The 21,552-nt window shown below is 67.5% G+C and carries 24 protein-coding genes and 3 tRNA genes; 17 read left to right on the top strand and 10 right to left on the bottom strand.

Going from position 1 to position 21,552, the window contains the following annotated elements; genetic code table 11:
* Positions 1 to 56 precede the first annotated feature (56 nt).
* From JF781_RS06720 to JF781_RS06695, 6 genes are all read left to right on the top strand, one after another.
* Positions 57 to 719, top strand: a complete 663-nt coding sequence (locus JF781_RS06720; protein WP_225326055.1) for a class I SAM-dependent methyltransferase — start codon at positions 57 to 59, stop codon at positions 717 to 719.
* 65 nt (positions 720 to 784) lie between these two features.
* The gene (locus JF781_RS06715; RefSeq protein ID WP_225326054.1) at positions 785 to 1,840 is read left to right on the top strand and encodes a phosphotransferase family protein; all 1,056 of its coding nucleotides are present in this window, start codon (positions 785 to 787) and stop codon (positions 1,838 to 1,840) included.
* Between the two features lie 11 nt (positions 1,841 to 1,851).
* Positions 1,852 to 2,616, top strand: a complete 765-nt coding sequence (locus tag JF781_RS06710; RefSeq protein ID WP_225326053.1) for an SDR family NAD(P)-dependent oxidoreductase — start codon at positions 1,852 to 1,854, stop codon at positions 2,614 to 2,616.
* A gap of 71 nt (positions 2,617 to 2,687) precedes the next feature.
* Entirely contained in the window at positions 2,688 to 3,971 is a 1,284-nt protein-coding gene (locus JF781_RS06705; RefSeq protein ID WP_225326052.1) for an acyl-CoA dehydrogenase family protein, read from the top strand.
* Entirely contained in the window at positions 3,952 to 4,575 is a 624-nt protein-coding gene (locus tag JF781_RS06700; RefSeq protein WP_225326051.1) for a TetR/AcrR family transcriptional regulator, read from the top strand. The genes JF781_RS06705 and JF781_RS06700 overlap by 20 nt, the downstream gene beginning before the upstream one ends.
* On the top strand, positions 4,575 to 5,543 hold the full coding sequence (locus tag JF781_RS06695) for an NADPH:quinone oxidoreductase family protein (protein ID WP_225326050.1): 969 nt from the start codon (positions 4,575 to 4,577) through the stop codon (positions 5,541 to 5,543). The genes JF781_RS06700 and JF781_RS06695 overlap by 1 nt, the downstream gene beginning before the upstream one ends.
* A 7-nt stretch (positions 5,544 to 5,550) precedes the next feature.
* Here JF781_RS06695 and JF781_RS06690 read toward each other — a convergent pair whose 3' ends face one another.
* Positions 5,551 to 7,428, bottom strand: coding sequence for an alkyl/aryl-sulfatase (locus JF781_RS06690; protein ID WP_225326049.1), 1,878 nt, complete (start codon positions 7,426 to 7,428; stop codon positions 5,551 to 5,553).
* 166 nt (positions 7,429 to 7,594) lie between these two features.
* Between JF781_RS06690 and JF781_RS06685 the strand changes: the two genes are divergently transcribed.
* Complete coding sequence (locus tag JF781_RS06685; RefSeq protein WP_225326048.1) at positions 7,595 to 8,086, top strand: lipoprotein LpqH; 492 nt, start codon at positions 7,595 to 7,597, stop codon at positions 8,084 to 8,086.
* Here the strand turns inward: JF781_RS06685 and JF781_RS06680 are convergent.
* From JF781_RS06680 to JF781_RS06660, 5 genes are all read right to left on the bottom strand, one after another.
* Positions 8,083 to 9,597, bottom strand: a complete 1,515-nt coding sequence (locus tag JF781_RS06680; protein WP_225326047.1) for a cell wall metabolism sensor histidine kinase WalK — start codon at positions 9,595 to 9,597, stop codon at positions 8,083 to 8,085. The two genes, JF781_RS06685 and JF781_RS06680, sit on opposite strands and share 4 nt — an antisense overlap.
* Positions 9,575 to 10,279 carry a two-component system response regulator TcrX gene (gene tcrX / locus JF781_RS06675; protein ID WP_008263107.1) on the bottom strand — a complete coding sequence of 235 codons (705 nt, stop codon included), beginning with the start codon at positions 10,277 to 10,279 and terminating at the stop codon, positions 9,575 to 9,577. The genes JF781_RS06680 and tcrX overlap by 23 nt, the downstream gene beginning before the upstream one ends.
* Before the next feature lie 153 nt (positions 10,280 to 10,432).
* Positions 10,433 to 10,588, bottom strand: coding sequence for a DUF6131 family protein (locus JF781_RS06670; protein ID WP_008263106.1), 156 nt, complete (start codon positions 10,586 to 10,588; stop codon positions 10,433 to 10,435).
* 22 nt (positions 10,589 to 10,610) lie between these two features.
* On the bottom strand, positions 10,611 to 10,850 hold the full coding sequence (locus JF781_RS06665; RefSeq protein WP_225326306.1) for a hypothetical protein: 240 nt from the start codon (positions 10,848 to 10,850) through the stop codon (positions 10,611 to 10,613).
* Positions 10,851 to 11,127: 277 nt separating this feature from the next.
* On the bottom strand, positions 11,128 to 12,072 hold the full coding sequence (locus JF781_RS06660) for a class I SAM-dependent methyltransferase (protein ID WP_225326046.1): 945 nt from the start codon (positions 12,070 to 12,072) through the stop codon (positions 11,128 to 11,130).
* Between the two features lie 125 nt (positions 12,073 to 12,197).
* Here JF781_RS06660 and JF781_RS06655 point away from each other — a divergent pair, with 125 nt between their 5' ends.
* Genes JF781_RS06655 through JF781_RS06645 form a run of 3 tightly spaced genes read left to right on the top strand, consistent with a single transcriptional unit; the run spans position 12,198 to position 14,123 of the window.
* Complete coding sequence (locus JF781_RS06655; protein ID WP_225326045.1) at positions 12,198 to 12,557, top strand: nuclear transport factor 2 family protein; 360 nt, start codon at positions 12,198 to 12,200, stop codon at positions 12,555 to 12,557.
* Positions 12,558 to 12,596: 39 nt separating this feature from the next.
* Complete coding sequence (locus JF781_RS06650) at positions 12,597 to 13,595, top strand: phosphotransferase family protein (RefSeq protein WP_225326305.1); 999 nt, start codon at positions 12,597 to 12,599, stop codon at positions 13,593 to 13,595.
* Positions 13,596 to 13,613: 18 nt separating this feature from the next.
* The gene (locus JF781_RS06645; protein ID WP_225326044.1) at positions 13,614 to 14,123 is read left to right on the top strand and encodes a hypothetical protein; all 510 of its coding nucleotides are present in this window, start codon (positions 13,614 to 13,616) and stop codon (positions 14,121 to 14,123) included.
* A 290-nt stretch (positions 14,124 to 14,413) separates the two neighbouring features.
* Here the strand turns inward: JF781_RS06645 and JF781_RS06640 are convergent.
* Both JF781_RS06640 and JF781_RS06635 read right to left on the bottom strand, forming a co-directional pair.
* Positions 14,414 to 14,486, bottom strand: a tRNA-Arg gene (locus JF781_RS06640).
* Positions 14,487 to 14,528: 42 nt separating this feature from the next.
* Positions 14,529 to 14,617 (bottom strand) — tRNA-Ser (locus tag JF781_RS06635).
* Positions 14,618 to 14,701: 84 nt separating this feature from the next.
* Between JF781_RS06635 and hisC the strand changes: the two genes are divergently transcribed.
* Both hisC and JF781_RS06625 read left to right on the top strand, forming a co-directional pair.
* Positions 14,702 to 15,769, top strand: coding sequence for a histidinol-phosphate transaminase (gene hisC, locus JF781_RS06630; RefSeq protein ID WP_225326043.1), 1,068 nt, complete (start codon positions 14,702 to 14,704; stop codon positions 15,767 to 15,769).
* Positions 15,770 to 15,779: 10 nt separating this feature from the next.
* Positions 15,780 to 16,241 (top strand): DUF4334 domain-containing protein, encoded by a 462-nt coding sequence (locus JF781_RS06625; RefSeq protein WP_225326042.1) that lies wholly within the window; start codon positions 15,780 to 15,782, stop codon positions 16,239 to 16,241.
* A gap of 93 nt (positions 16,242 to 16,334) precedes the next feature.
* On the opposite strand, the gene JF781_RS06620 is transcribed toward JF781_RS06625, so the two are convergent.
* Complete coding sequence (locus JF781_RS06620) at positions 16,335 to 16,919, bottom strand: TIGR03086 family metal-binding protein (RefSeq protein ID WP_225326041.1); 585 nt, start codon at positions 16,917 to 16,919, stop codon at positions 16,335 to 16,337.
* A gap of 23 nt (positions 16,920 to 16,942) precedes the next feature.
* Between JF781_RS06620 and JF781_RS06615 the strand changes: the two genes are divergently transcribed.
* Genes JF781_RS06615 through JF781_RS06600 form a run of 4 tightly spaced genes read left to right on the top strand, consistent with a single transcriptional unit; the run spans position 16,943 to position 20,406 of the window.
* On the top strand, positions 16,943 to 17,767 hold the full coding sequence (locus JF781_RS06615; RefSeq protein WP_225326040.1) for a crotonase/enoyl-CoA hydratase family protein: 825 nt from the start codon (positions 16,943 to 16,945) through the stop codon (positions 17,765 to 17,767).
* Positions 17,768 to 17,792: 25 nt separating this feature from the next.
* Entirely contained in the window at positions 17,793 to 19,031 is a 1,239-nt protein-coding gene (gene lipE / locus JF781_RS06610) for a lipase LipE (protein WP_225326039.1), read from the top strand.
* Between the two features lie 28 nt (positions 19,032 to 19,059).
* Positions 19,060 to 19,248 carry a hypothetical protein gene (locus tag JF781_RS06605; RefSeq protein ID WP_008263089.1) on the top strand — a complete coding sequence of 63 codons (189 nt, stop codon included), beginning with the start codon at positions 19,060 to 19,062 and terminating at the stop codon, positions 19,246 to 19,248.
* A 39-nt stretch (positions 19,249 to 19,287) separates the two neighbouring features.
* Positions 19,288 to 20,406, top strand: a complete 1,119-nt coding sequence (locus tag JF781_RS06600) for a hypothetical protein (protein ID WP_225326038.1) — start codon at positions 19,288 to 19,290, stop codon at positions 20,404 to 20,406.
* Positions 20,407 to 20,412: 6 nt separating this feature from the next.
* On the opposite strand, the gene JF781_RS06595 is transcribed toward JF781_RS06600, so the two are convergent.
* Positions 20,413 to 20,499: transfer RNA gene (locus JF781_RS06595), tRNA-Ser, on the bottom strand.
* Between the two features lie 37 nt (positions 20,500 to 20,536).
* Here JF781_RS06595 and JF781_RS06590 point away from each other — a divergent pair.
* Positions 20,537 to 21,514, top strand: a complete 978-nt coding sequence (locus tag JF781_RS06590) for an NAD(P)H-quinone oxidoreductase (RefSeq protein WP_225326037.1) — start codon at positions 20,537 to 20,539, stop codon at positions 21,512 to 21,514.
* The last annotated feature ends 38 nt before the right edge of the window (positions 21,515 to 21,552 follow it).

The raw sequence follows: 21,552 nt of genomic DNA, 5'->3' as shown, positions 1-21,552 counted from the left end.
AATCGCACTGGCGGCTCTGGTAGCCGTGCGTAGCCCGATGCCGAGGAGGATTCTCGATGACGCAGCCGGAGAGGGATTGGGACGCCGCCTACCGGCAAGCGGCGCCGCCGCCGTGGAGCATCGGCCGACCTCAGCCGGAGCTGGCGCGCCTCATCGATCAGGGCAAGGTGCGCAGCGAGGTGCTCGACTCCGGCTGCGGCCATGCCGCGCTCGCGCTGGCACTCGCGGCGCGCGGCTACACCGTCGTCGGCCTCGACGCGAGCGCGACCGCGGTCCAGGCGGCGGCCGCCGCGGCCGCCGAGCGAGGTCTGAGCACCGCGAGCTTCGCGCAGGCCGACGTCACCACGTTTCGCGGCTATGACGGCCGCTTCTCCACCATCCTGGATAGCGGACTGTTCCACGCGCTGCCGCCGGAACGGCGCCAGGATTACGTGCAGTCCATCTTTCGGGCCGCGGCGCCCGGGGCCGCGTTGTACATCCTGGCCTTCGCCGCCGGGGCGCTGGACCAGGCTCACCCGGACCGGCCGGGCCCGCCGGGCTTCACCGAAACCGAGTTGCACGACGCCATTTCGACGCTGTGGCAGGTCGATGACGTTCGCGTGGCCAAGGTCTACGGCAACGACGAGTCTTCGGACAACTCGCTGGCGCATCTCGAACACGACGACGAAGGCCACTTCATGGCGCCCGGGTTCCTGCTGAGCGCCCACAAGCCGGGCTGAGCCTTCAAACCCTTGCCACTACCGGGGAGAATGCTATTCTCCGTATGGAGATTGGGGTGTGCAGGATGGCTGAGCACGTGACTGAACCGGGGCTGGATGCGGACGTCCTCGCCCGTTGGCTGGACGTGCACGACGCGCCGGGGGGCGGTGAACGGCCGCAGCTGACGCAGTTGAAGGGCGGCTCGCAGAACACCCTTTACCTGATGGAGCGCGGCGGGCAGCGGATGGTGCTGCGGATGCCCGGCGCCCGGGCCGACGCCGCACGCATCGACGGCCTGCTGCGCGAGATCCGGCTGGTGCGGGCCTTGTCCGGTACCGACGTGCCGCACGCGGCGCTGATCGCCGCCGACGACACCGGCACCGTGCTCGGCATGCCGTTCTACGTCATGCAAGCGATCGACGGGTGGAGCCCGATGGACGGCGGCTGGCCCGCGCCGTTCGACACCGATCTCGCCGCCCGGCGCGGCCTGGCGTTCCAACTGGTCGAGGGCGCCGCCAGGCTGGGCCGGGTCGACTGGCGCGCCCAAGGACTCGAGGGCTTCGGCCGCCCCGACGGCTTCCACGAGCGGCAGGTCGATCGCTGGCTGGCGTTTCTCGACGCCTACAAGGTGCGCGAGCTGCCGGGCCTCGACGAGGCCTCGGACTGGTTGCGCCGCAACCGCCCGGCGCATTACCGGGCGGGCATCATGCACGGCGACTATCAGTTCGCCAACGTGATGTTCGCCCACGGGGAGCCGGCGCGCTTGGCCGCGATCGTGGACTGGGAGATGACGACCGTCGGCGACCCGCTGCTCGATCTGGCGTGGTGCCTGCTGGGTTATGACGGTGAAAAGCCGCGCGAGGACGGGTTTTATCTCGACATGCGCGGCATGCCCTCGCGCAGCGAACTGTTGGAGCACTACGAAACCGTCAGCGGGTTGTCGACCGAGAACATCGACTACTACCTGGTGTTGGCCAACTGGAAGCTCGGCATCGTGCTAGAGAAGACGTACGCCGCCGGCGTGCGCACCGGACCCCAAAAAGGAGGGGTCGACCCGAAGATCACCGAGGCCTTCGGGCCGATGATCCTTGGGCTCATCGCCACGGCGGCCGACCTCGCACGATCGCTGACGACGACCTAGGGGCTGCTGAAATGGGTTATGCCGACCAGCTTTTCGATCTGACCGACCGGGTCGTCCTGATCACCGGCGGCAGCCGCGGGCTGGGACGTGAGATGGCTTTCGGCGCGGCCCGCTGCGGCGCGGACGTGGTGATCGCCAGCCGCAACATGGACAACTGCGTCGCCACCGCCGCGGCGATTGAGGCCGAGACCGGCCGTTCCGCCATGGCGTATCAGGTGCACGTGGGCCGCTGGGATCAACTCGACGGCCTCGTCGACGCGACGTACGAGCGGTTCGGCAAGGTCGACACGCTGATCAACAACGCGGGCATGTCGCCGCTCTACGACAAGCTCACCGACGTGACCGAGAAGCTGTTCGACGCGGTGGTCAACCTGAATCTCAAGGGCCCCTTCCGCTTGTCGGCGTTGGTGGGTGAGCGCATGGTGGCGGCGGGCCGCGGGTCGATCATCAACGTGAGCACGGCCGGATCGCTGCGCCCGACGCCGGACATCATCCCCTACGCCGCGTCCAAGGCCGGGCTCAATGCCATGACCGAAGCGCTGGCGAAGGGTTTCGGCCCGGCGGTGCGCGTCAACACGCTGATGGCCGGGCCGTTTCTCACCGACGTGAGCAAGGCGTGGAATCTCGACCAGGCGGCCGAGAAGCCCTTCCGGCATCTCGCCTTGGAGCGCGCCGGCGACCCGCGTGAAATCGTCGGTGCCGCACTGTTTCTCGCCTCCGACGCCTCGAGCTTTACCACCGGATCGATATTGCGCGCCGACGGCGGCATTCCTTAACACGTGGCGATCACAAGCGCGGCGAGGCCGGGCGCAGTGGGTCGCCACCAATGAACGAGTAGGAGCATTCGATGTCTTGGGACTTTTCTACCGAGCCGGAGTTCGAGGAGAAGCTGGAGTGGATCCGCGGCTTCGTCCGTGACGAAGTGGAACCGCTCGAGGTGCTATTCGGAGGCTGCGAATTCCTCCCGCTGAACGACGAGCGGCGAAAAATCGTCGACCCGCTCAAACAGCAGGTGCGCGACAAGGGTTTGTGGGCACCACATTTGGGCCCCGAGCTCGGCGGGCAGGGCTTCGGCGCCGTCAAGCTGACGCTGATCAACGAGATCCTGGGCCGCAGCCCGTGGGCGCCGATCGTGTTCGGAACGCAAGCGCCCGATACCGGCAACGCCGAGATCATCGCCCGCTTCGGAACCCAGGAGCAAAAGGACCGCTACCTGGCGGGGCTGCTCTCCGGGGAGATCTTCTCGTGCTTCTCGATGACCGAACCTCAAGGCGGCGCCGACCCGCGGGTGTTCACCACCCGCGCGGTCCGCGATGGAGACGACTGGGTGATCACCGGCCGAAAGTACTTCTCCTCCAACGCCTCCGTCGCCTCCTTCTTCATCGTCGTCGCGATCACCGATCCCGACGTACCGGTCCATACCGGCGCCTCGACGTTCCTGATCCCGGCCGGCACCGACGGGCTGGTCCTGGAAGCCAACCACCACCTGGTCGGCGCGGATCCGCACGAGCCTGGGCATTCCCTGGTGCACTACGACGACGTGCGTGTGCCCGCCGACGCCCTGCTGGGCGAACCAGGCCAGGGCTTTTTGATACTTCAGACCCGGCTGGCCGGGGGGAGACTGCATCACGCGATGCGGTCCATCGGGATGGCGCAGCGTGCCGTCGAGATCATGTCGCGGCGGGCGAAAAGCCGCTTCACCCAGGGCAGTCTGCTGGCCGACAAGCAACTGGTGCAGGAGTTCGTCGCCGATTCCTACACCGAGCTGATCCCATTCCGGCTGACCGTGTTGCACGCCGCCTGGCTGATCGACCAGGGCGACGAGCGCGCCGCCCGCGCGGAGATCGCCGCCTGCAAGATTCTGGCCTCCCAGGTACTCAAATCGATTGCCCTGCGGGCCATCCAGGTGCACGGCGCGCTCGGGCTCACCGACCAGCTGCCGCTGGTCAACGTGTTGCTGGGCGGCATCGCGCTGGGCCTGGCGGACGGGCCGACCGAGGCGCACAAGGTCAACCTGGCGCGGATGCTGCTCAAGGGGTATGAGGCCGAAGAAGGTGACTGGCCCAGCGAGATGCTCGACGTGCGGCGTGCGGCCGCCCGCGCCAAATACGGTGACCTCGTTGACCTCTAACCGGGTGACCGCGGCGGTCGAGCGGGCGCTGGATGACCGTCAGCGGGAAGCCACCGAGGAGGTGGAGCGCATCCTGGCCGCGGCGGTGCGCGTGATGGAACGCGTGGCGCCCGAGCCGCCCCGGGTGAGCGACATCGTCGCCGAGGCGGGTTCGTCGAACAAGGCGTTCTACCGCTACTTCGCCGGCAAAGACGATCTCATCCTGGCCGTCATGGAACGCGGGGTGGCCATCGTCGTGTCCTACCTCGAACACCAGATGGCCAAGGAGTCCAGGCCGCACGACAAGGTTGCCCGATGGATCGAGGGAACGCTGGCGCAGGTGGCCGACCCGCATCTGATCAGCATGACCCGAGCGGCGGCCGGGCAGATGTCGGCCGGCACGAGTTGGCGCGCGGCCGACCAGGAGATGATGCGCCCGCTTCGCGAGCTGCTCGTCGAACCCGTTGCGGCGCTGGGTAGTAGCGACGTCGAACGCGACGTCGAGGCGGTGTTCAGCTGCACGGCGGCGACCCTGCGCCGCTATGTGGGCTCGGCCGACGAGCCGGGGCCCGACGACATCGCACACGTGGTGCGGTTCTGTTTACGTGGACTGGGGGCCAATTGATGCGCGCCGTGATCTGTCGTTCGTACCGCACACCTGAGGACCTGGTTATCGACGAGGTCGCCGACCCCGTTCCGGGGCCCGGCCAGCTGCTGGTGCGGGTGCGCGCGGCCGCGGTCAACTTCCCCGACGTGCTGTTCATCGCCGGCAAGTACCAGGTGAAGATCCCACCGCCGTTCATCCCCGGCAATGAGATCGCCGGCGAAGTCATCGCCGCCGGAGAGGGTGCGCCGTTCCGTCCGGGACAGCGCGTATCCGGAACCACCTTCGGAGCCTTCGCCGAGCAGGCGCTGCTCGACGCGAGCCAGGCGGAGCCCGTGCCCGACGACGCCGACTTCGCGTCGGCCGCGGCCTTCGGTGTCACCTACCGCACCGCCTATCACGCCCTGCGCTCGACCGCCGCTGTCACGCAGGGAGATTGGGTCGTCGTGCTCGGTGCCGCGGGCGGCGTGGGCGTGGCCGCCGTCGATCTGGCGGTGGCGATGAAGGCACGGGTGCTGGCCGCGGCGTCGAGTCCGGAAAAGCTGGAGCTGTGCCGGCAACGCGGCGCCGAGGCGACCGTCGACTACGACCGGGAGAACCTGAAGTCGCGGATCCGCGAACTCACCGGCGACAGCGCCCGAGTCGTCCTGGACCCGGTCGGTGGACCGTATTCGGAACCGGCGCTGCGCGGCCTCGCGCGTGGCGGCACCTTTGTCACACTGGGGTATGCGGCGGGCACGATCCCGGCCATTCCGCTCAATCTCATTCTGCTCAAAGACATCTGCGTGCGGGGCATGGAGATCCGCACCTTCCTGAGCGATTACCCCGACGATGCCGTCCGTGACATGGCGGAGTTATCGCAAATGTTCGCCGCCGGTACGGTCCGGCCGTATATCGGCGCGCGATTCCCCCTGTCCGAGACCGCCGCCGCGTTACGGCATGTCGCCGACCGCAAGGTGCTGGGCAAGGTCGTGATCGACGTCGGGTGATGCGGTGTCACGGTGTGACGATGTTGAAATCGGGGACCGGCCCGTCGAGCACATCCAGCACGGCCTGCAGCGCACCCCGGTCACCGGATAGCTCCAGGCCGGGCGAGGTGAAGTCGCCCGCCGCCACGGCCAGCAGCCGAATCTTGTTGACCAGCTTGACCGTGACGGACGCCGTCTCGGGGTCGGGCGCCGCCTTGCGGTGCACGAGCACCCCGTTGCGCAGGGTGAGCCGATGGGTGACCGCCGAGTCGCCCAAGGTGACGTCGATGGTGATGTCGAGATCCCAGCCGCGCGGGCCGTTGACCCGGATCGCCAGGCCGTCGAAGATCTGCTCCGGTGTCAGCTGGGACATCATGGGCGCTGAAGCGGTGGTAGTTGCGGTGCCGAAGTTGCCATCGCGCAACTCCGTTGCCCCGCTCAGGAAGAAGTTGCGCCAGGTCGCGTTTTCGGCGCCGTAGGCGAGCTGCTCGAGCGCGTCGGCGTACAGGGCGCGCGCGCCGGTATGCTCGCTGTCGGTGAAGATCGCGTGGTCCAGTAACGTTGCAGCCCAACGATAGTCACCCGAGTCGAACGCCTGACGCGCAAGGTCGACGACCCGGTCGACACCGCCCATCGCCTCGACATAGCGGGGCGCGAGCGCCTCGGGAGGGTGCGGCCACAGCCTGGCCGGATTGCCGTCGAACCACCCCATGTAGCGCTGATAGATCGCCTTGACGTTGTGGCTCACCGAGCCGTAGTAGCCGTGCGTGTGCCAGGCCTGCTCGAGTGCCGGTGGCATCTGGAACATTTCGGCGATCTCGACGCCGGTGTAACCCTGGTTCAGCAACCGCAGCGTCTGGTCGTGCAAATAGGCATACAAGTCGCGCTGCGTCGACAGGAACTCGACGATGCTGTCTTTGCCCCATGTCGGCCAATGGTGGGAGGCGAATACGACGTCGGCGCGGTCGGCGAACGTGTCGATCGCTTCGGTGAGGTATCCGGACCAGGCGTGTGGGTCGCGCACCAGCGCGCCCCGCAGGGTCAGCAGGTTGTGCAGATTGTGGGTGGCGTTCTCGGCCATGCACAGGGCCAGGAAACGCGGGAAATAGAAATGCATTTCGGCGGGCGCCTCGGTGCCGGGCGCCAGCTGGAACTCGATCTCCACCCCGTCGATCGTGTGCTTTTCACCGGTGGTGCGGATGTCGATGGTGGGGACGATGACGGCGACCTCGCCGGTGGAGGGCGCCTGGCCGAGCCCGCAGCCGACCTGATCCATGGGCCCGCGCGGCAGCAGGGTGCCGTACATGTAGGACGCCCGTCGCGTCATGGCCGGTCCGGCGTAGACGTTTTCGGAGACCGCGTGCTCGATGAAGCCTTCCGGCGCCAGCACTGCTACCGTGCCGGCGTCGACGTCGGCCTGCGAGGTGACGCCCAGTACGCCGCCGAAGTGATCGGCGTGGCTGTGGGTGTAGATCACCGCGACGACGGGCCGGTCGCCGCCTCGATGTTCGCGATACAGCGCCAGCGCCGCCGCGGCCACCTCGGTGGAGGTCAACGGATCGATGACGATGATGCCGCTGTCGGTCTCCACGAACGTCACGTTGGAGATGTCGAGACCGCGGACTTGGTAAATACCCGGAACCACTTCGTAGAGGCCCTGTTTGGCGGTCAGCGTCGACTGCCGCCACAGGCTGGGATGGACCGACGTCGGGGCGGGGCCGTCCAGGAACGCGTAGGCATCGTTGTCCCAGACGACTCGACCGTCGGCCGCCCGAATCACGCACGGCGACAAGGCCGCAATGAATCCGCGGACCGCATCGCGGAAATCGGCGACGTCCTGGAGTGGCAGGACCTGTTCGCGGTGGGCGGACTCGATGACAGGACTGGGAGGCTTGTGATCCACCACCTACACCTTGCCATTGATGCAACGGTCCGCGAAAGGCGTTTCACCGACCAAATAATGTATACCGCAACAATTTCTCCGGGTTCTGGATTCTCGGCCCAGTTAACCCGCATACTGCCCAGACGGCCCTCGATGCCGAGGTCCGCAACTATCGGGCAAAGGAGAACAGGTGAAGCGTCAATTGACGGTCGCGGTGGCTGGAGCGGCAATTCTTGCCGCGGCTATTTCCGGCTGTTCGGGTGGTAACAAGTCGGGAACGAGCGCGAGCAGTTCCGCAAGTAGCTCGGGTACCAGCGCGTCGGCAAGCACCGGCGGTGCCGCCGGTACGAAGGTCACCATCGACGGCAAGGACCAGAACGTCACCGGTTCGGTCGTGTGCACAAATGCGGGCGGCACCATCAACATCGCGATCGGTGGCGCAGCGACCGGCATCGCCGCCGTGCTCAGCGACGGCAACCCCCCACAGGTGAAATCCGTTGGGCTGGGCAATGTCAACGGCGTGACGCTCGGCTACACCTCGGGCACCGGGCAGGGCAATGCCACCGCCAGCAAGGACGGCAACAGCTACAAGATCAGCGGCACCGCCACCGGGGTGGACATGGCCAATCCCATGCAGCCGGTGAACAAGCCGTTCGAAATCAATGTGACCTGTAACAGCTAGGCCGATGCGGGCGGTTGCCATCCGTTGGGTGGCAACCGCACCGTGAACTCGGTGCGGCCCGGTGAGCTGTCGACCGCGATCGTCCCGTTGTGCGCCCTCACCACGGCCGAGACGATCGCCAGGCCAAGCCCGGTACTGCCGCCCTTGCGCGAGCGCGAGGAGTCGCCGCGGGCGAACCGTTCGAAGACCTCCGATTGCAGCGCCACCGGAATGCCGGGTCCGTTGTCGATGACCTGCAGCACGGTGTGCGACGGTTCGGTGCTCAAGCGCGTCGTCACCACGGTGCCGGCGCCGGTGTGGACGCGGGCGTTGGCAAGCAGATTCGTCAGCACCTGGTGGAGCCGCGCCGCGTCACCGGTGACGAGCACCGGTTCTTCGGGCAGGTCGAGTTCCCACTGATGATCCGGTCCCGCGACGTGAGCGTCGTTGACCGCATCCACCGCCAACCGCGACAGATCGACCGATTCGCGTTCCAGCGGCCGGCCGGAATCCAGGCGGGCCAGCAGCAGCAGGTCCTCCACCAGGCGCGTCATCCGCTCGGTCTCGGACGCCACCCGGCTCATCGCTTGCGCCACGGCCTCGCGGTCGTCACCCATCCGTTGCGTCAGTTCGGTATAGCCCCGGATCGCGGCAAGGGGTGTGCGCAGTTCATGACTGGCGTCGGCGACGAACTGACGAACGCGAGTCTCGCTGGCCTGCCGCGCCGAAAGCGCTTCCGCGATGTGGTCGAGCATCCGGTTGAGCGAGGCACCGAGTTGTCCCACTTCGGTGGAGGGGTTTGCGTCCGATTCGCGTACGCGCACAGGCAGTTCGACCTCGCCGCGCGACAGCGGCAGGTCGGCGACCTGGCCCGCGGTTTGCGCGACGCGGCGCAGCGGTGCCAGTGCCCGCCTGATGATCACCACCCCGGCGATCGTCGCGGCCGCCAGCGCGACCGCGGTGACGATCCCGAAGATGACGAGCATCCGGATCAGGGTGGCGTCGATGTTGGACATCGACAGGCCGGTGACGATGATGTCGCTGCCGTTGCGGCTCGGGGCCGCGACGACGCGGTAGAGGCCAAGGCCGTCCAGGTTCAGCGTGACCGGCGCGCGGCTGCCGGCGATCTGTTCCAGTTGGGTCTGGGCGGCCGGGGTCAGGTCATCCCGGGTGCCGCTGCTGGTCAGGTAGCCGGCGTCGACCGTCTTGCCGTGGCTGACCACAGCCGCCACCATGCCCGCCGGCTGACCCGGGGCATCCAGGAAGCGGGGGCCGGGGCCCGGCCTCGGATAGTAGGAATGCTGGTGGTGGTGCCATCCGGGGTGGTTCGGTTCGGGGTACATCAGCGCCGAGCGGAACGAGGTCCCGGCGAGTTGGCCGTCGAGCTGCTTCACCAGGTGGTGGTTCAGCGCCAGTTCGGTCACCGCGGTGATGCCGACGCACACGATCGCCAAGACGACGATCTGCCCGACCAGCAGCCGCAGCCGGAGGGACCAGACCCTCCGCGGGTCAGCGGGCCGGCTTGAGGACATAACCCGCGCCGCGCAGCGTGTGGATCATCGGATCGCGACCGTTGTCGATCTTCTTGCGCAGGTAGGAAATGTAGAGCTCGACGATGTTGGACCGGCCGCCGAAGTCGTAACTCCATACCCTGTCCAGGATTTGGGCCTTGCTCAGCACCCGCTTGGAGTTGCGCATCATGAAGCGCAGCAGCTCAAATTCGGTCGAGGTCAACGAGATTGGCTCACCGGCGCGGGTGACCTCGTGGCTGTCCTCGTCGAGCACCAAGTCCCCGACCACCAGCTGCGCGCCGCTGTCCACGGTCGTCACCCCGGTGCGCCGCAACAGCGCCCGCAGGCGCAGCACGACCTCTTCGATGCTGAACGGCTTGGTGACGTAGTCGTCGCCGCCGGCCGTCAGCCCCGCGATGCGATCTTCCACCGCGTCCTTGGCCGTCAACAGCAGCACCGGCAGCTGCGGGATCTCCCCGCGCAGCTTGTGCAGGACGTCGAGGCCGCTCATGTCGGGCAGCATCACGTCGAGCACAACCACGTCGGGACGCTGGTTGCGGGCGGCCGCGATGGCCGATTCCCCGTCCCCGGCGGTGGAGATGTTCCAGCCCTCGTACCGCAGCGCCATCGACACCATTTCGGCCAGGACGGGTTCGTCGTCTACGACCAGCACGTTGATGGGGTTGCCGTCTGCACGACACATGACAACCCGCTCTACAGAGGCTCGGGGTTGGGTCACAACACCCAGTATCCGCTACCGACTGAGCCGAGCCTATGACCAACCTATGCGCGCGCTGTGAAACGAAACGCGCGACTGCCCGGGCAGTCGCGCGATCGCGGTGTTCGGCCGAAGCGGTTAATACCAGTAGCGCCGACCGGCGACCGGGCGGCCGATCGAGCCCAAAATCCAGAGGATCGCGCCGATGACCAGCAGCACGATTCCCAGCGTGGTCAGCACGGGTACGTGGAAGAAATACCCGAGAACAAGCAGGACAATTCCTAAGATAACCATTTCGACTTCCTTCGGGTGAGGGTTAGAGGCTGACCGATTGCATTGAACTTGGTTGCGGCAGATGACAATCCGTGACTTTCGGATTGACGCCAAAGTAATTCAAGGGTCCGGCGATCACCGTCACCGCAACCGTGCCCGCGGAGGCGCATGTCGTCTGGTCGTTTTTGAAGTAATCCCGTTGCCACGCCGCGAAGGCTCCGATCAGCAACCACACCAAAGCAACCGTTCCGATGATCCCGCTGCCACGCATCGTGACCTCCATTGTGGTCGAGAAGAAGTTTCTCGTGGACGTGAAGTTACCCATTCGACTTACGTCTAAACATGCAATGGGTTATGCGGCAGCGCTTGTCGGCACATCCCGGCACGTCAGAGGTAGTCGGCGCGGGAACCGGCCCCTCGCGCCGCCGGGGCCCGGGGAGCCCTGCCTTCCGGATTAGCTCAGCTAATTCGAGGATTCAGCCCGACCCGCGGCATTTCCACCCGAAATGGCGTGCGACGAGCCGCTAATCAGCAGCGGCACTTTCGATCTCAGCGTCCGATCAGCCCGCTCGCCGCTGCGCGGACACGTAGAGGGTGGGCGGCATCGAATCCTCCGCGCCCTGCGGGATCCGGCGGCCGTACCGGTCCATCAACTCCGCGAACGTCGCGGTCGCGACGTCCCAGCCGCGGCCCCGCAGCCAGCCGTCGACGGGCGTGCGCTCCTCCGGATACCAGAGGTCGTCGAAGTCCGTGATCTCGGCGTTGACCAGTTCGGCGGCGGCGGCCCGCATGCGGCGCATGTCCTCGCGCTGGCGCTGCACACGGTCGGGGTCGGTGAAACCCGAATCGGGCACGTTGGAGGCCAGCCAGCTGCCTTCGGCGCTCAACGAATCTATCCGCTCGAACAGCAAGTCCTGGGCCTGTGCCGGCAGGTAGCGAACGAGCCCTTCGGCCGACCAGACCGCCGGGCGGGAAGCGTCAAACCCCGCGTCTTGCAATGCTTTCGGCCAGTCCTGCCGCAGGTCGATCGGGACGTTGACCAGCCGCGCGGTCGGCTGCGCCCCGTGCTCGCGCAGCGTGTCGGATTTGAATTCCAGCACCTTGGGCTGGTCGAGCTCGTAGACGACCGTCCCGTCGGGCCACGGGAGCCGCCAGCTGCGCGCGTCCAGTCCGGCCGCCAGGATCACCACCTGGCGAACGCCGGCGTCGGCCGCGCCCAGGAAGAACTCGTCGAAGAACGCCGTCCGGGTGGCCATGAAGTCGACCATCAGCTGCAGCCGAGCCCGCAGATCGGGCTCGATGTCGGCCGCTTTGGCCAACAGCGCCGGATCGGCATAGATGCTCCACATCCCCTCACCCGCGGCGTCGACGAACACCCGCGCAAATGGGTCGTTGATCAGCGGGTTCTCGCTCTCGGTCTCCGCGGCGCGGGCAGCGGCGACACCGAGCGCGGTGGCGCCGACGCTTTGGGTGATCTCCCAGGAATCGTTGTCGGTCCGCGGCATCGCCAGGTCCCTTCCCCAGAAAGTAAGTTATGCACACTATTCTTCCAGTCGCCGCCACCGGATGCCGCGCGTCGCCCCTGCCCTAGTCTTTTTCCCAGACGGTCCACAGGTTGCAAGGGAGTGCCATGACGCCCACCCCGTCGCGTACGCCGCAGGAAGTGTTCGCCCACCACGGCGCGGCGCTGGCCGCGGGCGACCTTGACGAAATCCTCGCCGACTACGCGGAGGACTCCGTGCTGATCAGTCCCGCCGGCGTCGCGCGCGGCAAGGACGCCATCCGCCAGGTGTTCGCGCAGCTGCTCGCCGATCTGCCGGATGCCAACTGGGACTTGAAAACCCAGCTCTTCGACGGCGACGTGCTGTTCCTGGAATGGGCCGCCGATTCGGCCGCCAGCCGGGTCGACGACGGCGTCGACACGTTCGTGTTCCGTGACGGCATGATCGCTGCGCAGACGGTCCGATACACGCCACACCCGAAGGGCTGAGCAGTGGACCACGTGAATCTTCAAGCCGTAGCGGAATGGATGTCCGGGCAGGGGCTCGGCGAGGGCCCGCTGGAAGACGTCTCCAACGTGACCGGCGGAACGCAGAACGTCATGCTGCGATTCAACAGGGCCGGCCGGCCCTACGTGCTGCGGCGCGGGCCACGCCACCTGCGGCCGCGCAGCAACAGCGTGATCCTGCGGGAGACAAAAGTCCTTGCGGCACTGGCTGGTTCCGATGTTCCCCATCCGCACCTGATAGCCGTCTGCGAGGACCCCGCCGTGCTGGGCGACGCGGTCTTCTACCTGATGGATCCGGTCGACGGATTCAACGCCGGCGAGGGCCTGCCGCCATTGCATGCCGGCGATGCCAAGGTGCGACACGGCATGGGGCTGTCGATGGCCGACGCGTTGGCCAAGCTCGGCGCCGTCGACCATGTCGCCGTCGGACTCGCCGACTTCGGCAAGCCGGAGGGCTTTTTGGAGCGCCAGGTGCCGCGCTGGCTTTCCGAGCTCGAGTCCTACAACGACTACGACGGATATCCCGGCCCGCAGATCCCCGGCATCGAGGAGGTGTCGGCCTGGCTCGACCGTCACCGGCCGGCGCACTGGACGCCCGGCATCATGCACGGCGACTACCACGCGGCCAACGTGATGTTCTCGCGCACGGGCCCGGAGGTGGTCGCGATCGTCGACTGGGAGATGTGCACGATCGGCGATCCGCTGCTGGACCTGGGCTGGCTGCTGGCCACCTGGCGCCAGCCCGACGGTTCGGCCGTGTTCAGCCACGCCCTGGGCGGGCAGGACGGGCTGGCCAGCACCGACGAGCTTTTCCAGCGCTACGCCGCCAACACCACCCGCGACCTGTCACACATCACCTGGTACACGGTGCTGGCCTGCTTCAAGCTCGGGATCGTGATCGAGGGGACGCTGGCCCGGGCCTGCGCGGGAAAGGCGGAAAAGGAGGTCGGCGACCAATTGCACGCCGCCACCGTGCACCTGTTCGAGCGGGCGCTGCGCCTCATCGACAGCCCGGCCTGACCCGCTAGCATTCGTCTCGTGCCGCCCCATCCCGAGGAACCGGATTACTACTCCGAACCCACCGCGGCCGCGCGGTACGGCGGCGGCTATTACGACGCCGTGCCCGCACCGCCCGAACCCCCGCCGCCCGGGCCCCCGACGCCCTGGTACCGGCGCCCGGCCGTGCTGGTCGCGGCAGGCGCCATCGGCGCGCTACTGCTGGGCGCGATCGTCTTCGCGGCGGTCAAGCTCGCCAGCCCTTCGCCGGCGCCCAGCCCGGCAACGACCACGACGCCGACACCGTCCACCACCGCGCCGGTGACCACGACGACAACGGAGCCGCCGCGGCACCACGGCGGAGGCGGTGGTGGCGGGCCGACCGAGACCGTCACCGAGACCGTCCCGCCGCCGAGCACCGATACCCCCACGACGACGGTCTCACCCAGCACGGTCACCGTGACGCCGAGCACCGAGACCAGCACCGTCACCCAAACGGTGACCGAGCCGCCCCGTCGCGGGCCATTCGGTGGGCCGTTCGGGGGACGCTAGCGGCCGGTCCTGCCAGGGTGGGTGTCCCCAGGTTCCGTCAAACCCGAGGGCACAACAGAATTCGGCCGCTTACAACAAAGTGCAAGTGGTGACACCTGCTGCGCTTGTACTGCAACCGCAAGCCGACGTCAGCAAGGCGCTGGACGCGATTACCAGGGCGGCGAGGATTTTGGTGACACGGGACATAGCGCAACCCCGATGTTCGCACGGAACTGAACTGATGCCCGAGGCCGCTGATATTACGCGCAGACCCTGCTGCCTGTAACACGTTTGCGCACGAAATGACTGAGCGCGCCCGAAGGGATTCGAACCCCTAACCTTCTGATCCGTAGTCAGATGCTCTATCCGTTGAGCTACGGGCGCTTGTTCTTCAGTTGTCGTTCCGTGTTCCGTTCAAGGACCCAGCGGAGGCGAGAGGATTTGAACCTCCGGTCCCCTTTGAGGGGGACAACTCATTAGCAGTGAGCCCCATTCGGCCGCTCTGGCACGCCTCCCTTTGGACTTTCTGAGGGTACCGACCCCTTTCCGGTCTCGCGGAACCGGCCATACTGTACACAGTTGAGACATAAACTGTCGAAGTGACCGCCCGTCTGCGCTCCGAACTGGCCGGACTGCCAGTGTATGTGCCCGGCAAGAACGTCCCGGGTTCGATCAAGCTGGCCAGCAACGAGACGGTTTACGGCCCGCTGCCCAGTGTGCATGCGGCGATCGAGCGGGCCATCGCCGTCGTCAACCGCTACCCGGACAACGCCAGCGTGGACCTCAAGGCGGCGCTGGCCATGCACCTGGGTTCCGACGTCGCCCCCGAGCACATCGCGGTCGGCAGCGGTTCGGTCACGTTGTGCCAGCAGCTCGTTCAGATCACCGCCGCGGCCGGCGACGAGGTGATGATCGGCTGGCGCAGCTTCGAGTGCTACCTGCCCATCATCCAGGTGTCCGGCGCGACGACCGTCCGGGTGCCGTTGACCGACCACACCCATGACCTCGACGCGATGCTCGCGGCGATCACCGACCGCACGCGGCTGATTTTCGTCTGCAACCCCAACAACCCGACGTCCACGGTCGTCGACCCGGACGACCTGGCGCGCTTCGTGGACGCGGTGCCGTCGCACATCCTGATCGCCATCGACGAGGCCTACGTCGAGTACGTCCGCGACGGCATGCTGCCCAACAGCCTGGAGCTGGCCCTCATCCACAGCAATGTCGTTGTGCTGCGGACCTTTTCGAAGGCGTACGGCTTGGCGGGCCTGCGGGTCGGTTACGCCATCGCCCAACCCGACCTGATCACCGCGCTGGACAAGGTCGTCATGCCGTTCGCGGTGACCAACGTCGGGCAGGCGGCCGCCATCGCGTCGCTGGAGGCCTCCGACGAGTTGATGGCCCGCACCGACGCGCTCGTCGCCGAGCGCACCCGCGTGAGCGACACCCTGCGCGACGGCGGGTTCGACCTGCCGCCGTCTCAGTCGAACTTCGTCTGGCTCCCGCTCGGGTCACGCACCATGGATTTCACCGAGCAGGCCGCCAACGCGCGCCTGGTGGTGCGGCCGTTCGCGTCCGAGGGCATCCGTGTCACCATTGGTGCGCCGGAGGAAAACGACGCCCTGCTGCGTTTTGCCTGCGACTGGATTGCCCGCACCGAACCGTAAGGAGTCGTCCGTGGACCTCGCCCGCAAGAAGTTCACCGAGTTCAAAGAGCGCAGCGGCGACATCGCGGATTCCGAGCTCGACGAATTCTGGGCAGAGCTATCGCCCGCGGCGATCGAGGAAATGCTCGGCGAGTGGAAGGGCGGCGAGTTCCAGACCGGCCACAAGATGAACGGCCAGCTAGAAAAGGCCGGGTGGTTCGGCAAGACGTTCAAATCCGTCAGCGACGTGCAGCCGCTGGTCTGCCTGGACGCCGACGGCAACAAGTTCTCGAACGTGGAAATGGGCAAGGGCGAGGCCAGCCTGTGGCTGGAGGACTTCCGCGGGGAGGTCACCGCCACGATGGTCTACGACGGCCAGCCGGTGCACGATCACTTCAAGAAGATCGACGACAACGCCGTGATGGGCATCATGAACGGCAAGGGCGTCCGCGACAACGGCAAGTACTACTACTTCTACCTCGAGCGGGTCTAGCGCCGCGGCGAGAGAGCCGTCGAGCGGACCCGCCGTGGCTTCACACCCAAAGCCCAGGCTTCACACTCGACGGGGCGAAAGCCGAAGAGCGGACTATCGCGCCGGGTTGCGGCCGGTGAACGCGACCAACTGCTCGAGCGCGCCGGCGTCGGCGGGCGCGTCGACCGGGTCGTCGAACCCGGCGCCACCTCGCAGCTCCGGGCGGATGATGCGGCGGGCCAACCCCAGCACATATTCGGACAGCGGCTCGGGGGCGTCGACCTCGCGCTTCGTCGCGGTCGCGTAATCCCAGGCGTGCACCAGGAATTCGATCGACAGGACGGCGCACGCGCTCTTGGCGGGCATCTCACCCTTGCCGAACGGCACCGATCCGCCGAGGCCGTGGCGGTGCCAGGCATCCAACGCCGGCCGCGCCGCGGCGACCACCTGTCGTTCCACGGAATCGCCCTCGGCGGGTTCGGGGATTTCCGCGCCCACCATGCCCCCGAGGGCCTTGATCGAATTGAGCAGGTGCCCGGTCAGCTGCGCCACGTCGAAATCCGCGCAGGGCGTCCGACACGACAGGTCGTCGTCGGCCAGGGTGTGCAGCACCCGCTGCAGCACCCCCAGGGTGTCCTCGGCGCTGTGCAGCTCGTCGGTCGGCGGGGAATGCGGACCGGGTCGCAAGTCAGGAGCCATATTCGCCACGCTACGGTCTCGATATGGCGCAAGCATATGAATCCGTCACCGTGGAGAAGAAAGACCACGTCGCCCAGGTGACGCTGATCGGGCCGGGCAAGGGCAACGCGATGGGGCCGGCCTTCTGGTCCGAGCTGCCCGAGCTGTTCGGTGAGCTGGACGCCGACCCCGAGGTGCGCGCCATCGTGCTGACCGGTTCGGGCAGGAACTTCAGCTACGGCCTGGACGTGCCGGCGATGGGCGGGTCGTTCACCCCGCTGCTGTCCGGCGACGCGCTGGCCGGCCCGCGCGCCGTCTTCCACCGCGAGGTCAAGCGCATGCAGGGCGCGATCAGCGCGGTCGGCGACTGCCGGACCCCCACCATCGCCGCGGTGCACGGCTGGTGCATCGGCGGTGGCGTCGACCTGATCTCGGCGGTGGACATTCGCTACGCCAGCGCCGACGCCAAGTTCTCGGTGCGTGAGGTGAAGCTCGCCATCGTCGCCGACGTCGGCAGCCTGGCCCGCCTCCCGTTGATCCTCAACGACGGCCACCTGCGGGAGCTGGCGCTGACCGGCAAGGACATCGACGCGGCCCGCGCCGAGAAGATCGGACTGGTCAACGACGTGTACGCCGACGCCGCGGCCACGCTGGCCGCCGCCCACGCGACCGCCGCGGAGATCGCCGCCAATCCCCCGCTGACCGTCCACGGCATCAAGGACGTCCTCGACCAGCAGCGCATCGCGGCGGTCTCGGAGAGCCTGCGGTATGTGGCCGCGTGGAACGCGGCGTTCCTGCCGTCCAAGGACCTGACCGAGGGCATCGCGGCGACGTTCGAGAAGCGTCCGCCGCAGTTCACCGGGGAGTAGTCCGGGGACACGTACCCTCGCTGAGGTGACAACTCCTGACGGCAAGATCCGCCTCCCGGCCGACCTGGACTCGGTGACGACGATCGGTGCCGAAGACCACTCCGAAATCGACAGTGCCGCAATAGACCGGATCTGGCAGGCAGCGCGGCATTGGTACCGGGCCGGCTTCCATCCGGCCATCCAGCTGTGCCTCCGGCATCACGGGCGCGTCGTGCTCAACCGCGCGATCGGCCACGGCTGGGGCAACGCCCCGAGCGACCCGCCCGACGCCGAGCGGATCCCCGTCACGCCCGACACCCCGTTCTGCGTGTACTCGGCGGCCAAGGGGATGGCGGCGACCGTGGTGCACATGCTCGCCGAGCGGGGCGTCTTCTCGCTCGACGACCGCGTCTGCGATTACATCCCCACCTTCACCAGCCACGGCAAGCACCGGATCACCATCCGGCACGTGATGACGCACAGCGCCGGGCTGCCATTCCCGACCGGCCCCCGGCCGGACGTCACGCGCGCCGACGACCACGAGTACGCGCAGCAGAAGCTCGGCGAATTGCGGCCGCTGTACCGCCCCGGGCTGTTCCACATGTACCACGCGCTGACCTGGGGTCCGCTGGTGCGCGAGATCGTGTACGCGGCCACCGGCAAGGAAATTCGCGAAATCCTGGCCACCGAGATCCTCGACCCACTCGGCTTCCGCTGGACCAACTTCGGCGTCGCCGAGAAGGACCTCCCACTGGTCGCGCCGAGCCACGCCACCGGGCGAACGCTTCCGCCGGTGGTCGCCCAGATCTTCCGCAAGGCGATCGGCGGAACCGTGCACGAGATCATCCCGTACACGAACTCCCCGCTGTTCTTGACCACCATCATCCCGTCGTCCAACACGGTGTCGAACGCCCAGGAGATGTCGCGGTTCGCCGAGATCTGGCGTCGCGGAGGCGAACTCGACGGCGTACGGGTGATCAGTCCGGAGACCATGTACGGTGCGATCGCCGAATGCCGAAGGCTGCGACCGGATTTCGCGGTCGGGCTGCAGCCGGCCCGCTGGGGCACCGGCTACATCCTCGGCACCAACCGGTGGGGGCCGTTCGGTCGCAACGCGCCGCACGCGTTCGGCAACCTCGGCCTGGTCAACATCGCAATCTGGGCCGACCCCGCGCGCGGGCTGGCGGCCGGCGTGGTGAGCAGCGGAAAGCCCGGCCGGGATCCGGAAGCCCGCAGGTATACGGGCCTGATGGACACGATCGCCGCCGAGATCCCCACGGGTTAGCGACCACGGCAGTGGGAACCCTGCCGTCATGGCTACCTATCGAGTGCTCAACCCGAAAGGCGACGTCGTCGCGACGAAAGACATCGACAGCGCCGACGACGCACACGCATGGTTCGTCGACAACAAGGCCGACAACAGCGAGCTCGGCTGGCGCATGGAAGTCGAGCACGACGGCGACTGGCATTTCTTCGACGACAGCGAGGGCGATCGAAGCTGACGGTGTTTGTGCTCCGGCTCGCGGGGCAACCAACAAGGCATGGACTCGCAACGCTTCCGCAAACTGCTGGACGCACCGGGGCCGTTCGTCTCGGTGTATTTCGACGACTCGCACGACACCCATGACGCCGAGGCTCAACTCGAGCTCAAGTGGCGGGCGATCAAGGAAGACCTCGAACGCTCCCACGCCGCCGCAACGGTGATCGACGCGATCGAGGACGCGGCGATGAACCTGCGTCCGCCGATCGGTCGAAGTGGACGGGCGGTGATCGCCAGCGCCGACGGTGTGGTGATCAACGAGCACCTGGCCCGCGGTCCCGCCGCGAACGTGGTCCGGGTATCCGAATTGCCTTACCTGGTACCGATTCTGGAACAGAGCTTCGATCACCCGGACTATGTCCTGGCGGTCGTCGACCACAGCGGCGCCGACATCACGACCCACATCGGCGGGACGCTGCGCACCGAGACCGTCGACGGCGGGGGCTACCCCGTGCACAAGGCCGCGGGGGCCGAGACCGCCGGATACGGTGATCCCCAGTTGCGCACCGACGAGGCCGCCCGCAAGAACGTGCGCGCGGTCGCCGATCGCGTCGCCGAACTCGCCGACGACAAGGCGATCGAGGTCATCTTCGTGGTCGGTGAGGTGCGTTCGCGCTCCGACCTGCTGGCCGCGCTGCCGGAACGGCTGCACGATCGCGCTGTGGCGCTCGAGGTCGGGGCGCGGCACAGCGGCCACGACTTCGGCGAGATCGAGCGGGCCATCGAAGCCGAATTCGTCAAGCGCCAGCTCCGGACGATCGACGATGCGGCACAACGGTTTACCGCCGAAATAAGGCGGGGATCGGGGCTGGCGGCCGAGGGACTCGGTCCCGTCTGCTCGGCGCTGCGGCAAGGCGCGGTGGAGACGCTGATCATCGGCGACATCGGCGACGCCACCGTGGTTGCCGACGAGGGCCTGACGACCGTCGCCCCCAACGAAAACGTGCTCTCCGAGCAGGGCGCCGCTCCCGCGAAGACGCTGCGGGCCGACGAGGCGCTGCCGGTGTCCGCGATTTCGGTCGGCGCCGCCCTGGTGCGCACCGACGAGCGGATCTCCCCGGCCGACGGGGTGGGTGCGGTGCTGCGCTACGCGCCCACGCTGCACCAGAACGCCGAGTGAGAAGGGCGGTGGCGGAGGGATTTGAACCCCCGGACGGTTTTAGCCGTCTCTCGCTTTCAAGGCGAGTGCATTAGGCCGCTCTGCCACGCCACCACGGACAAGGGTAACGGGGGCCGGTAGCGTGGCCGCCATGCGAGCCATCGTCGCCGAATCCCCCGATCAACTCTCCTGGCAAGAAGTCGCCGACGTATCCGCCGGGCCCGGCGAGGTCGTCGTCAAGGTGGCTGCCGCCGGGGTGAACCGCGCCGACGTGCTGCAGGCCGCCGGCAAGTATCCGCCGCCGCCGGGTGCGAGCGAGACCATCGGCATGGAGGTGTCCGGCGTCATCTCCGAGGTCGGCGACGGTGTCTCGGAATGGACTGCGGGGCAAGAGGTTTGCGCGCTGCTGGCCGGCGGGGGGTACGCCGAGTACGTCGCCGTGCCGGCCGGCCAGGTGCTGCCGATCCCGTCCGGTGTGGATCTTGTCGACGCCGCCGGGCTGCCGGAGGTGGCCTGCACGGTGTGGTCGAACGTGGTGCTGATCGCGGGCCTGAGCCGGGGCCAACTCCTGCTCGCGCACGGCGGGGCCAGCGGCATCGGCAGCCACGCGATCCAGATCGCGCGGGCGCTCGGGGCCCGGGTGGCGGTCACCGCCGGCTCGACGGAGAAGCTCGATTTCTGCCGCGACCTCGGCGCCGACATCACCATCAACTACCACGACGAAGACTTCGTCGCGCGGCTGCGCGACGAGACGAACGGCGCTGGGGCCGACGTGATCCTCGACATCATGGGCGCGGCCTACCTGGACCGCAACATCGACGCCCTGGCGAGCGACGGACGGCTCGTCATCATCGGCATGCAGGGCGGCATCAAGGCCGAGCTCAACATCGGCAAACTGCTCGCCAAGCGGGCGCGGGTGATCGGCACCACGCTGCGCGCCCGCCCGGTCACCGGGCCGAACAGCAAAAGCGAAATCGTGCAGGCGGTGACGGCCTCGGTGTGGCCGATGCTCGCCGACGGCCGGGTGCGACCGATCATCGGCGCCCGCCTGCCCATCCAACAGGCCGGCGACGCGCACCGACAACTGGTGGCCGGCAAGGTGACCGGGAAGATCGTGCTGACCGTCTAGCGGATTCGCGAGCGTAACGTGGCTGCGATTTTCGGGCC

The organism is Mycobacterium sp. WUMAC-067, assembly GCF_020217485.1.
Classification (GTDB): Bacteria; Actinomycetota; Actinomycetes; order Mycobacteriales; family Mycobacteriaceae; genus Mycobacterium.
The sequence above is the reverse complement of the archived record's forward strand: the minus strand, read 5'-3'. Positions and strand labels throughout refer to the sequence as shown.

Excerpts from the sequence above, each read along its gene's own strand:
- JF781_RS06720 (WP_225326055.1), top strand. The coding sequence starts at position 57 with ATGACGCAGCCGGAGAGGGATTGGGACGCCGCCTACCGGCAAGCGGCG.
- JF781_RS06715 (WP_225326054.1), top strand. The coding sequence starts at position 785 with ATGGCTGAGCACGTGACTGAACCGGGGCTGGATGCGGACGTCCTCGCC.
- JF781_RS06710 (WP_225326053.1), top strand. The coding sequence starts at position 1,852 with ATGGGTTATGCCGACCAGCTTTTCGATCTGACCGACCGGGTCGTCCTG.
- JF781_RS06705 (WP_225326052.1), top strand. The coding sequence starts at position 2,688 with ATGTCTTGGGACTTTTCTACCGAGCCGGAGTTCGAGGAGAAGCTGGAG.
- JF781_RS06695 (WP_225326050.1), top strand. The coding sequence starts at position 4,575 with ATGCGCGCCGTGATCTGTCGTTCGTACCGCACACCTGAGGACCTGGTT.
- JF781_RS06680 (WP_225326047.1), bottom strand. The coding sequence starts at position 9,597 with ATGTCCTCAAGCCGGCCCGCTGACCCGCGGAGGGTCTGGTCCCTCCGG.
- tcrX (WP_008263107.1), bottom strand. The coding sequence starts at position 10,279 with ATGTGTCGTGCAGACGGCAACCCCATCAACGTGCTGGTCGTAGACGAC.
- JF781_RS06670 (WP_008263106.1), bottom strand. The coding sequence starts at position 10,588 with ATGGTTATCTTAGGAATTGTCCTGCTTGTTCTCGGGTATTTCTTCCAC.
- JF781_RS06665 (WP_225326306.1), bottom strand. The coding sequence starts at position 10,850 with ATGGAGGTCACGATGCGTGGCAGCGGGATCATCGGAACGGTTGCTTTG.
- JF781_RS06660 (WP_225326046.1), bottom strand. The coding sequence starts at position 12,072 with ATGCCGCGGACCGACAACGATTCCTGGGAGATCACCCAAAGCGTCGGC.
- JF781_RS06655 (WP_225326045.1), top strand. The coding sequence starts at position 12,198 with ATGACGCCCACCCCGTCGCGTACGCCGCAGGAAGTGTTCGCCCACCAC.
- JF781_RS06650 (WP_225326305.1), top strand. The coding sequence starts at position 12,597 with ATGTCCGGGCAGGGGCTCGGCGAGGGCCCGCTGGAAGACGTCTCCAAC.
- JF781_RS06620 (WP_225326041.1), bottom strand. The coding sequence starts at position 16,919 with ATGGCTCCTGACTTGCGACCCGGTCCGCATTCCCCGCCGACCGACGAG.
- JF781_RS06615 (WP_225326040.1), top strand. The coding sequence starts at position 16,943 with ATGGCGCAAGCATATGAATCCGTCACCGTGGAGAAGAAAGACCACGTC.
- JF781_RS06605 (WP_008263089.1), top strand. The coding sequence starts at position 19,060 with ATGGCTACCTATCGAGTGCTCAACCCGAAAGGCGACGTCGTCGCGACG.
- JF781_RS06600 (WP_225326038.1), top strand. The coding sequence starts at position 19,288 with ATGGACTCGCAACGCTTCCGCAAACTGCTGGACGCACCGGGGCCGTTC.
- JF781_RS06590 (WP_225326037.1), top strand. The coding sequence starts at position 20,537 with ATGCGAGCCATCGTCGCCGAATCCCCCGATCAACTCTCCTGGCAAGAA.